This window comes from Bradyrhizobium altum (genome assembly GCF_020889705.1).
Lineage (GTDB): Bacteria > Pseudomonadota > Alphaproteobacteria > Rhizobiales > Xanthobacteraceae > Bradyrhizobium > Bradyrhizobium altum.
The window spans coordinates 1-10,478 of record NZ_JACMYP010000291.1 but is presented as its reverse complement, the minus strand read 5'-3'; the positions used below and the strand labels follow the sequence as shown (position 1 = coordinate 10,478).

Below are 10,478 nucleotides of genomic sequence, written 5' to 3'. Positions count from 1 at the left end.
CACGCCGGCCTTGCCCTGCGGACCCGGCTTGCCGCGCGCACCTTCCGGTCCGGGCCGCCCCGGATGTCCCTGCGGTCCGGGCTTTCCCGGCTCGCCCTGACGGCCCTGCGGCCCCTGCGCCCCTCGTGACCCCTGGCGGGAAACTGTCTCGTCAGCCACTGCTATGCTCCGTCGCGATTTGAAGTCGCTTGTAACAGAGGTTGGAGGACGGCTTCAATTCTGCCTGCCGGCGCCGATGCAAGCGATCAACAGTCATAATTCCGTGCGCATATGACAACGGAGGGCGCGGTGCGGGTTCTGGAGGGCATGTACCGCGAAGCCGCGGGCGAACTGCAACCGCTCGACATCGTCGTGACGCGACATGATGTGCTTGATGAAGCGGCGTTTCGCAACACGGGTGTGCTCGAGCTCTATGAGGAGCTGTTTCCTGCGAGCGAGCGCGACAGCCCTGACGACATCGTGCGCTGGCTGTTGTCGGATGGTGTCGGCGAGCGGCGTCACTTCAGCGTCGACGGCCACGAGATGTCCTATCGTCTCGACTCGCGCTGCTTCATCCTGCGCGTTGGCGCTGGGCGCGCGGTTGGGCTCGGCTTCTTCACCTACGATCACGCAAGCGAGCTGATCTTTTGCAACCATGTCGGCATCGGGAAGGCGTGGCGCGGCGGCGGCCTGTCGCGTGCGTTCTATCGCGAGATGGTCGCCATGCTGGATGCGCTGTTTCCGAACAATATCGGCGTGGTGCTCGAGGTCGAGCCATTCGATCGCGATCGCGTGGCCGCGATCATCGCCGGTCTCGAGCGGACGGGCATGCGGCAGCTCGCGGCAGGTGAGCAGGACGAGATCCGCCGATTGCTGCGCGTAAGCTGGTACGACAGGCTCGACTATTCCGTGTTCTGCGACGCGCGCACAATGCGGCCACTCGCGTGCCGCTCGCCATGTCTTGATCCGTCTCCGTCGTCATCGGATTGGGCAAATGGAGAAGAAAACTACTGGCTGATGTGGCAGGCGCGGACCGGCGCGTCCTCGGTGGAGATCCGCGCAGGTCGGCTCTGGCATAGCGCTGTCAGCGCGATCCATGTCGAGATCCTCGCAAAATCCCTGGTCGCGCCGGATCCGAACGGCCGGCGCGACTATTGGGATTATGCGACCGCACTGGTAGGCCAGACGCTGCAACAGACTGCGGCGACCGACGTGCATCTCGCACCCTACCTCGGCGAGGACGACAGAGCGTTGCTGTCGCGCTGGCGGCGTCTTGCGATCGATCTACCGATCTGATTCCTACGCCGCGGCGTGCTCGCTGTGCGGCACGTCGATGCCGTCTGCCGAATACTCGCGGATCTTGTTCCGCAACGTCCGCACCGACAGTCCGAGCACGCGCGCAGCACGGGTGCGGTTGCCGTCGCAGCGCGCGAGCGTTTGCAGCACCAGTTCCCGCTCGACCTCATCGACGGTCGCGCCGATCAGCAGTGGGACGATTTCATTAGGAGCCAGCGACGGCAGCAGTGCTTCCGGCGATGGTACGGTGGACGCGTAAGACATGAACTCCTCCCGATCAACGCCCGCCTCGTCGATGAGGCGGAGACATCGAGAAACCGACTACCCCGTGAATCCACGGTGTGCCGGTTTGGTTAACAAGTCCTTAACGCGCCACTAACTCCCTGCTTTGTAAGCAAAATACCCAGAAATTGCCACGATTGCGGTTCCATCGGTCACAGTGTGCGGTAACCGCCGTCCACCATCACGATCGATCCCGAGACATAGGCCGACAGGTCCGAGGCAAGGAAGATCGCAGGACCGACGATGTCTTCCGGCTTGCCGGCGCGGCCGAGCGGGGTGTGGTCCATGAAGACCTTCACGAGGTCGGGATTGCTGGCGCGCACTTTCTCGTTCAGCGGCGTCTCGATGAAGCCGGGGCCGATCGCGTTGACGCGCACGCCGTCCTTACCGAGCTCGGCGGCCAATGCCTTGGTGAAGCCAAGCACGCCGTGCTTGGAGGCGGTGTAGGCCGGTGAGCTCGGGGTGCGCAGATGCACGAAGGACTGGATCGAACCGATGTTGACGATGCGGCCCTTGTTCTTGCGCAGCGGTGCGAGGAACGAATGCGTCACGTTGAAGACGCCGGTGAGATTGATCGAGATGATGTCCTCCCAATCCTTGATCACGGCCTCCTCGGCGCCGAGCATGCCGTTGCGGCGCGCGATGCCGGCATTGTTGACCAGGATCGAGACAGGTCCGACCTTGTCGGCGATTTGCTTTGCCATCGCGATGCAGGCGTCGAGATTGGTCACGTCGAGCGCAAAGCTCTCCGCCTTGCCGCCAGCGTTCCGGATCTCCTTGGCCGCTTCCGCCGCCGCATCGCCGTTCATGTCGAGCAGCACCACGCGCGCACCCTCGCGGCCGTAGCCCGCGGCGATGGCACGGCCGATGCCCGAGCCCGCACCCGTGATGACGGCGATGTGATTGTCGAGAAGGGCCATGGTATTTCCTCGTTCTGATTTATGAGCGTTGTCGACAACACTATTCAAAACTGCGCCAACCGAAACGCCAAGCCGCGTTTGCGCGTTGCTGTTATCCGGATTCGGATGACAGTACGGACCGATCATGGACCAGCATATCAGACATTGGAAAGTAGAGATCGCGCGCTTCTGCGCGGCGCCTGATCCCGACTATCGCGAAATGGCCATAATGATCGCCGAGATCGCCACGACCGACATCGACGAAACGCTGCGGCATGCCGCCGCACAGGTGCTGCCGATCCTGCGCCAGGCGGCGCTGAAATCGGCCGACCGCCGCACCAGATCGATGGCGCTGCGCCGTCTCGGCATCGTCAGCGATGCGCTGCATATGCTGTCCGCGCCGCAATTCGGCCGGCGTGGCCTGACGCCGAAGGCGCTGACGCAGGAAGAGCGCTACCGGCAATTGCTTGGCCTACCGTTCGGCCGTCGCCTCGCTGCGAACGAGGTCCATCAGGCGTTCAAGCGCGCCGCCAAGACGGTGCATCCCGACGGTGGCGGCAACGGCCCGGCATTCCTCGAACTCGCCGCTGCGCGTGACGCGCTGATCAAGCATCACTGACGCGCGATCGCGTTACGGCCTGACAGCACAAGGGCGGACGCCGCGCTGTTGCCGCGTGTCTGCCCTGTGCGTGATCGGAGGGCGCTCAGAACGAGCAGGTGCCGTTGTTGAGGAGGCCGGTCTTGTAGCTGAACGCGGCGTCGAAGGTCGGCAACTCCTCGCTGACGACGGCGAAGTTCGCCGGCCACGGCGTGGTCGGAATGCTCTGGTCCCAGATCTGGCAGAAGCCGGTGTCTTGCCAACGGATCAGATGATAGGGCGTGGCGCTGGCCGGGCTTGCCGTGGCAAGCACGGACACAGTGGCGGCGATGGCGGCACAGGCAATCGCAAGACGACGCATGGAAAATCTCCGGTTTGAAAATGTGAATGCTCCGCGGGGAAATCCTGGAGCTCAGGGGCCGATCGCCCCGGACATGCAGTGAGTGTTGCAACCCCGGGAACAGGTTCAACGCCGCTTGCGCGGACATTCCCGTCACCAATGGACGCCTGCTGTGCCAAATTGCGCCTGACGATGCGCTTGCTACAGTCGGCGCATTGCGATTCGCGCCCGCGTCGCGACGCGAGCAAATCGACGTGAGAAAATCCCGGGGAGACCGCACATGAAACTTTCATCCACCCTTCGCGCCGCGCTGGTTGCACTGATGGCCTTCACCGGCCTCGCTGTCTCCACCGCCGCGCGCGCCGACAGCGGCTTCGTGACGCTCACGATCTACAAGGCCGGATGGTTCATCGGCGGCTCCGGCGGCAGCGGCGCGCTGACGTTCCGCGGTCGCTCCTATCGGCTGTCCACCGGCGGTCTCGACTACGGCCTGGTGTTCGGCGGCTCCAAGACCGTGCTGCGCGGCCGCGTCAGCAACATCAACCGTCCGTCCGACGTTGCCGGCGTCTATGGCGCGGCGGGTGCCGGGCTTGCCCTCGGCCGCGGCGCACGCGCGATCGTGCTGACCAATCAGAAGGGCGCGGTGCTTGAATTGACCGGTCACCAGGTCGGCCTGATGGCCAATGCCGACCTCAGCGGCCTTGCGATCACGATGCGGTAGAGCATGACGGTATCAGCGAGCAGCTGATCGCCAGGCCCAGCACACATCTGGGGTTTAGGCGGACTCAATCCATCTCCGTCATCCTGAGGTGCGAGCCGCTTCGGCGAGCCTCGAAGGATGCACGGCCCCGATGTGGCCGATTCATCCTTCGAGGCTCGCTCCGCTCGCACTTCAGGATGACGGGGCTAGCTAGTCGCGCGAGCCGTCCCGGCACGGCCTGGTACGGGGCGGCGTTCACCTGAACAGATGCAGCGCTGCGTACTGCAGCAGCATGATGGTCTTGCCGTCGACGATGCGGCCATCGCTGATCATGGCGAGCGCGTCGTCGATCGCAAGCTCCAGCACCTCGATGTCCTCGCCCTCGTCGGCGAGCCCGCCGCCGTCACTGACGCGCATCGCGGCGTCGTATTCGGCGACGAAGAAATGCAGCTTCTCGGTCACCGCACCCGGCGTCATGAAGGCTTCGAACACCTTGCGCACATGCGCGAGCCGGTAGCCGATCTCTTCCTCCGCCTCGGCGCGGATGCGTGCTTCCGGCGCGGCATCGTCGAGCATGCCGGCGGCGGCCTCGATCAGGAGATCGTGATAGCCGCTAGCGAATGCGGGATAGCGAAACTGGCGCACGAGCACCACGGTGCGGGTCTTGAGATTGTAGGGCAATAGCGCCGCCCCGTTGCCGCGGTCATAGACCTCGCGCACCTGGGTCTGCCATTCGCCATTGCTGCGGCGGTAGTCGAATGTGGCGCTCTTCAGCTCGTAGCGGCGCTTCGACAGCAGCTGGACGTCCCTGACGCGGACGCGGTCGGCGATGCTCATGCGTCGATCCTCAACTCTGTCACGGCGTCGCTTCGCGACCGTCGAGCCATTTGGCCAGCATCACCGAAGTCGACTCCTCATAGCCGAGCGATTGGTAGAATGCGCCGGCCTTGGCGTTCTCCCGGCGCACCAGCAATTGCAGCTTCGGCACGCCGGCATTGCGCAGCCAATCCTCGGCCGCCGCCATGATGGTGCGGCCAAGGCCCTTGCCCTGGAGGTTGGGATCGACCGCGACGTAATAGACCCAGCCGCGATGGCCGTCGTGACCGACCATCGCGGTTGCGACGATCGTGTCCGAGCTGCGGCCGACCAGGATGGCCGAGCTCGGTCCGCGCCGCGCCAGCGCGATGTCGGCAGCCGGATCGTTCCACGGCCGGGTCAGGCCGCACGCTTGCCACAGCGCGACGACAGCGGTGACGTCGGCGTCGGTGATCTCTGCAATGGCAAGCGAGGGGGAGGGCATTGTCGTCTGCACGGTCACAGCACCTTGCCCGGGTTCATGATGCCGAGCGGATCGAGCATCGCCTTGACCTGCCGCATCAGCTCGATCGCGACCTTGTCCTTGACGTCAGGCAGCTCGTCGCGCTTGAGCACGCCGATGCCATGCTCGGCCGAGATCGAGCCGCCCATCCGCAGCACGATCTCGAACACCACGGCGTTGACGTCGTGCCAGCGCGCCAGGAAGTCGGCCGCATTGGCGCCGACCGGCTGGCTGACATTGTAGTGGATGTTGCCGTCGCCGAGATGGCCGAACGGCACGGGCCGCGCGCCCGGGATCAGCTTCACGACCGCCGCATTGGCCTCCGCGATGAAGGCGGGAACAGCTGCGACCGGCACCGAGATGTCGTGCTTGATCGAGCCACCCTCCGGCTTCTGCGCCGCCGACATCTCGTCGCGCAATTTCCAGAACGCCTGGCGCTGGCTCAGATTGGCGGCGATGACCGCGTCATCGACGATGCCGTCTTCCATGCCCTGGGCGAGGATCGCCTCCAGCGCGTCGCGGGCATCGTCGCGCGACGACGACAATTCCATCAGCACGTACCACGGGTGCTTGCTCTCCAGCGGATCGCGGATATCGATGCCGTGGCGGATCGAGAAATCGACCGCGATGTCGGCCAGCAGCTCGAAGCTCGTCAGGCTGCCCGCCGCCTCGTTGCGCGAGATCGACAGCAGCTTGAGGGCTGCCGCCGGCGACTTCAGGCCGACATAGGCGGTCTCGACCGCGCGCGGCTTCGGAAACAGCCTCAAGGTTGCGGCGGTGATGATGCCGAGCGTGCCTTCGGCACCGATGAAGAGGTTGCGCAAATCGTAGCCGGTGTTGTCCTTCTTCAGCTTGGACAGAGCGTTCAGCACGCGGCCATCCGCGAGCACGACCTCGACGCCGAGGGCCATCTCGCGCGCCACGCCATAGGCGAGCGCTCCGGTGCCGCCGGCATTGGTCGAGAGGTTGCCGCCGATGGTGCAGCTGCCTTCGGCGCCGAGCGACAGCGGGAACAGGCGGTCGACGTCGGCTGCCTTCTGCTGCGCGATTTGCAGCACCACGCCGGCCTCGCAGGTCATGGTGTTGGATTCGACATCGATGTCGCGGATCTTGTCGAGGCGCCGCAGCGACACCACGACCTCGCCATGATGCGGCGTCTGCCCGCCGACCAGGCCGGTGTTGCCGCCCTGCGGCACCAGCGCGATCCTGTGCTCGCTCGCAAGCTTGCAGATCGCAGCGACTTCGGCGGTCGAGCCCGGGCGCAGCACCAGCGGCGAGCGGCCGTGAAACAGGTCGCGCTCCTCGGTGACGTAAGGCTCGATGTCGGCGGCGTCGGTCACCGCATATTTCTCGCCGACGATGGCGCGGAATTTTGCAAGCAATTCGGGCGGAAGCGGCGGCACCGCTGATTGGACGATGTTCATTTTTTCTTGGTCTTTCACTCAGCCGGGATCTTTATTGAGGCATGACCTCTGCGCAAACGCTTCGCGTTTGTCGCGAGGAGAACCGGCTCGCACCTTTCCGGATCATGCTTGTTACCGCCCAACCGCTGCGCGGCGCAGCCGGTCATTGATGGCTTCGCCGAGCCCATCCTCGGGAATGGGCATCACGGCGATAGCATCTGCGTTTCTCGTGTCGAGCGTGCGAAGGTAGCCGAACAGATTGGCGGCGGCCTCGGCAAGATCGCCGCGCTCGGACAGGTTCATCTCCACGGAGGCGCATTCGCGCCGCCCGACCTTGACCGGCCCGAACGCCAGCAAGGCTTCACCGACATGGACATCGCTCGCATTGAGCCGGACCGGTGTCCGCGGTGCATAATGTGACGCGAGCATGCCCGGGGCAATCGGCTGCGTGTCGCCTTCCGCATCGGGCGGCGGCGATTGCAGCGGATGGCCGAGCACGCGCTCAATCTCGGCGCGCGTCAGCCCGCCCGGCCGCAGCAGCACCGGATCGGAGAAGCAGCCGACGATCGTGGATTCGACGCCGACCTCGACCGGGCCGTCGTCGACGATCATGTCGATCCGGCCCGCCAGATCGCCGTTCACATGCTCGGCCGTGGTGGGCGAGACATGGCCGGAGAGATTGGCCGACGGCGCTACCACGGCACCGCCGAACGCCTTGATGATGTCGCGCGCCACCTTGTGGGCCGGAATGCGTATAGCGACCGTATCGAGCCCGGCGGTCGCGAGCTCAGCGACCGGGCAGGAAAGCGCCTTCGGCAGCACCAGGGTGAGGGGACCGGGCCAGAACGCTTCCGCCAGCCGCAAAGCCTGGCCGTTGAACAGGGCGATCCGGCGGGCGGCGCCGAGATCGGCGACATGGGCAATCAGCGGATTGAAGGCGGCCGGCCCTTGGCCTCGTAGAGCCGGGCGATCGCGGCGGCATTGCCGGCGTCGGCGCCGAGGCCATAAACCGTCTCGGTCGGAAACGCCACCAGGCCTCCCTCGGCAAGGATCCCGGCCGCGGTCGCCGTGGCGGCGGCACCGGCGGGCAAAATGTACGTTTTCAGGCCTGTATCCACTGTGACTAGATTCCTCAATTGGGTGCCTTGTGGTCCCTTGCGGTCCCCGAAACCCGACGCTATAAGCCGGCCTCTTAGTCGGAGTGTGGCTCAGCCCGGTAGAGCACTGCGTTCGGGACGCAGGGGTCGCAGGTTCGAATCCTGCCACTCCGACCAGATTTCCTTAGGTTTTTTCTTCTCATCGGTGGCTGTTCCCGAGTCAACCACCGATTTGACCACCGAAACATACCGCGCTTTTTGGCCGATGGCCGCCGCCGCCCCGTGCAAATAATCGGGATGGTGATGGCCATAGGTTTCCTGCAGGACCTCGGGCGACATGCCGAGGAACCCGGCCGCCTCCCAAATCGGCACGCCGCGCTGCATCAACCAGGTCGCTGCCGTGTGGCGCAACGTGTGCGGAGTGACTTTCCCGGGTAGCTTGGCCAGATCCACGGCAGATTTGAAGCCTTTCTTTACGGAAGCGACCGGCTTGCCATTGAACTCGACGAAGCAGCTGGTGATCAGCTTCCGGTCTTTCCAACGACGCATGTGAGCCAATAGCCGGGGTGGAAGCGGGGCCGGCGTTTGACGCTTCTTGGTGGCTCGCTTCCCAATCGGTCTCCGGTAAAAGATACCACGCTCGAGATCGATGTACGAGTGCCCAAGCTCGGGGTAAGGCGATGCCGCCGCGATCGCACCCGCCCTGGTGCCAGTGTAAAGGCCGATCAGGATAAATCTGGCTATGTGCCGCAATGGTCGGCGGTCCGTCCGCACTGGAGCGCCCTTTGAGCCGCCGGCGTGAATTGTCTGTTTTTCGCGATAGCGCCAACATTGCCAAATCAGGGCTGCCGCCTCGTTGCGTGTCAGCCATCGGTCGCGCGCCTCACCCTTTGGCGGGAGTGATACGCGGACCGTGCCTCGGTGCAGACCCTCTTTTGCATGATGGTTGATCGCTGCGCGGAGAGTTTCAAGGTCGCGACGCGCACCACCTTGGTTGCCGCGGTGCTTGGCGTAAGCCGCACAGGTGTGCGCGTTGACTGCCGACATCTTCTTGCCGCCCCAAAAATCATTGAGCCGGTCGATCCTCGCTTCAATTTCAAATTGATCACCTGGCCCCCCAGTGTCGGTCAAGTAGATCGACAGCACGTCGGCGCAATCGATGTCGTCGATGTCGCGCCGATGACGCTCGGGCTGATACTTTTGCGCGATGTAGTCTGCTAGCGCTTGCTCTGCTTCTCGAGGCGGCTTTGTTTCAGTCGCGCTCGCAAGGCAGCCTGTGGCGATATGGCGGGTACCGTCCTTGATGATCCAGATCGCTTGAGCGACGAGCTTTCCATTGCGGTGTCGGGCCCTTCGCCTGTAGAGCCGAGCTCCTTTGCTTTGACGCGGCATAGCTCTCTCATTAGCTTAATGTGTTGCAACGTAGTATAATCCTTTCCGGCGATACGTTCTACCGCGAGGCGTCCTCGCGCGGCTTCCCGGCGTAAGCCGGAGGCCGTCATCGAGCCATCCGGGAACGCAATGCGTGCGGCTAACGCGAGCCGGATTGGCTTCTCGTCGGAAATTTCACATATCGGGGCAGCTGTGTTCATCGCGTCTAACCATTCGGGCCAAAACGCTGCCGATCTAACTCAATTCTTCGTAGTCCCGGTTGTCATCGAGCGATTGAATTGACAACCAAGTGGAGATCTAACCATGCCGCTAAGTACTGTCGAAATACCGCTAAGCACGAACGCCCCGTATTACAGTGGTGCGCAATTCCTCAGCGTCGTTGCCTATCCTGACCCAATGGACGGTCAACGACGGCTGCAGTTCTCTCATGCGCTGGCCATTTGGGCGCTGAGAATGAGAACAGCGCTCGAGCCAGAATGGGCTAAAAGCCCTCAGCCGATTCTGCCGTGGTTATTCGCGGTTGAGCTCGGCAGCATTGAGAAAGTACGCGTGGATGGCGTTAGAAATCTGTATCGGCGAGTTGTCTGCGGTAGGCAGATTCTTTTGCCCGCGATCGCTGACGCGCATCAACAAACGGAACCTACAGTCGACGGCTTTGCGCCAACCTTGCAGAACATTCTATTAAGCAGCGTACTTCCGTTGCTCAATTTATCCGACGAAAGCAGAGCAACGTTCAAGAGTCGCACTTGGGGGCCGTCTCGCCCAGTCGCGCCCGCGGCGCTCGCGTTTTGGATGTGGCTCCAGGATCGCGTGCCGAAGGGGGAAGCAATAACGGAACGAGCCTTGATTGAGTTCTTTTTCTCGATTGATAGTCTTTGTGAGGTTCTGGAGATCACAAGAGTTCTTCGAATTCTTGCGAATAGCGTAAAGCGCTTTGAGGTGCGCAAGAGCCATACGATAAGATTTGTTGGGATATCAGCGGTCGATCAAACGCAACGAATTCCCGAGACCATCTAAGGTCTCGGGAATTCAGTGGTGCTCGACGTCACCAATCATTCTCGCGTTCACTGACTTGGGTTAGGCGAAGAAGCGTTCCGTCCTTGTCGATCCTCAAGCCTGTTAGTCTCAGCTCGGTTCCGGCGCTTATCTCCTGCAACTCGTCGAGGAGCGACAG

Annotated in this window: 12 protein-coding genes, 1 tRNA gene and 2 pseudogenes; 6 read left to right on the top strand and 9 right to left on the bottom strand. The window is 63.3% G+C overall.

Translation table 11 applies throughout. From position 1 onward, the window contains the following. On the bottom strand, positions 1–159 hold a 159-nt coding region (locus H8B02_RS40355; protein ID WP_229171262.1), incomplete at its 3' end, for a collagen-like triple helix repeat-containing protein. A 129-nt stretch (positions 160–288) separates the two neighbouring features. Here H8B02_RS40355 and H8B02_RS40350 point away from each other — a divergent pair. Then, on the top strand, positions 289–1,275 hold the full coding sequence (locus tag H8B02_RS40350; RefSeq protein WP_229171261.1) for a hypothetical protein: 987 nt from the start codon (positions 289–291) through the stop codon (positions 1,273–1,275). A 3-nt stretch (positions 1,276–1,278) separates the two neighbouring features. Here the strand turns inward: H8B02_RS40350 and H8B02_RS40345 are convergent, their stop codons facing one another. Then, positions 1,279–1,539, bottom strand: coding sequence for a helix-turn-helix domain-containing protein (locus tag H8B02_RS40345; protein WP_021076090.1), 261 nt, complete (start codon positions 1,537–1,539; stop codon positions 1,279–1,281). A 170-nt stretch (positions 1,540–1,709) separates the two neighbouring features. Then, positions 1,710–2,477 (bottom strand): SDR family NAD(P)-dependent oxidoreductase, encoded by a 768-nt coding sequence (locus H8B02_RS40340; protein WP_229171260.1) that lies wholly within the window; start codon positions 2,475–2,477, stop codon positions 1,710–1,712. 124 nt (positions 2,478–2,601) lie between these two features. Between H8B02_RS40340 and H8B02_RS40335 the strand changes: the two genes are divergently transcribed. Next, entirely contained in the window at positions 2,602–3,075 is a 474-nt protein-coding gene (locus H8B02_RS40335) for a hypothetical protein (RefSeq protein ID WP_229171259.1), read from the top strand. Positions 3,076–3,160: 85 nt separating this feature from the next. Here the strand turns inward: H8B02_RS40335 and H8B02_RS40330 are convergent, their stop codons facing one another. Further along, a complete protein-coding gene (locus tag H8B02_RS40330; protein WP_229171258.1) occupies positions 3,161–3,415 on the bottom strand; it encodes a hypothetical protein in 255 nt (84 codons plus the stop codon). 259 nt (positions 3,416–3,674) lie between these two features. Between H8B02_RS40330 and H8B02_RS40325 the strand changes: the two genes are divergently transcribed. Further along, positions 3,675–4,115: a hypothetical protein gene (locus H8B02_RS40325; RefSeq protein WP_229171257.1), complete on the top strand. Its 441-nt coding sequence runs from the start codon at positions 3,675–3,677 to the stop codon at positions 4,113–4,115. Positions 4,116–4,349: 234 nt separating this feature from the next. Here the strand turns inward: H8B02_RS40325 and H8B02_RS40320 are convergent, their stop codons facing one another. From H8B02_RS40320 to H8B02_RS40305, 4 genes and pseudogenes are all read right to left on the bottom strand, one after another. Next, positions 4,350–4,931 (bottom strand): NUDIX hydrolase, encoded by a 582-nt coding sequence (locus tag H8B02_RS40320; protein ID WP_229171256.1) that lies wholly within the window; start codon positions 4,929–4,931, stop codon positions 4,350–4,352. Positions 4,932–4,950: 19 nt separating this feature from the next. After that, on the bottom strand, positions 4,951–5,394 hold the full coding sequence (locus H8B02_RS40315) for a GNAT family acetyltransferase (protein ID WP_229171255.1): 444 nt from the start codon (positions 5,392–5,394) through the stop codon (positions 4,951–4,953). 14 nt (positions 5,395–5,408) lie between these two features. After that, positions 5,409–6,836 (bottom strand): FAD-binding oxidoreductase, encoded by a 1,428-nt coding sequence (locus H8B02_RS40310; protein WP_229171254.1) that lies wholly within the window; start codon positions 6,834–6,836, stop codon positions 5,409–5,411. Positions 6,837–6,947: 111 nt separating this feature from the next. After that, positions 6,948–7,933 (bottom strand): annotated as a pseudogene (locus tag H8B02_RS40305) (L-threonylcarbamoyladenylate synthase). Positions 7,934–8,012: 79 nt separating this feature from the next. On the opposite strand from H8B02_RS40305, the gene H8B02_RS40300 reads away from it, so the two are divergent. Beyond that, positions 8,013–8,089: transfer RNA gene (locus H8B02_RS40300), tRNA-Pro, on the top strand. A 168-nt stretch (positions 8,090–8,257) separates the two neighbouring features. Here the strand turns inward: H8B02_RS40300 and H8B02_RS48715 are convergent. Next, positions 8,258–8,959: pseudogene (locus H8B02_RS48715) on the bottom strand (tyrosine-type recombinase/integrase); the annotation flags it as partial. Here H8B02_RS48715 and H8B02_RS48710 point away from each other — a divergent pair. Continuing rightward, the gene (locus H8B02_RS48710; RefSeq protein WP_312001530.1) at positions 8,852–9,133 is read left to right on the top strand and encodes a hypothetical protein; all 282 of its coding nucleotides are present in this window, start codon (positions 8,852–8,854) and stop codon (positions 9,131–9,133) included. The pseudogene H8B02_RS48715 and the gene H8B02_RS48710 sit on opposite strands and share 108 nt — an antisense overlap. A gap of 474 nt (positions 9,134–9,607) precedes the next feature. Then, on the top strand, positions 9,608–10,321 hold the full coding sequence (locus tag H8B02_RS40290; RefSeq protein WP_229171253.1) for a hypothetical protein: 714 nt from the start codon (positions 9,608–9,610) through the stop codon (positions 10,319–10,321). The last annotated feature ends 157 nt before the right edge of the window (positions 10,322–10,478 follow it).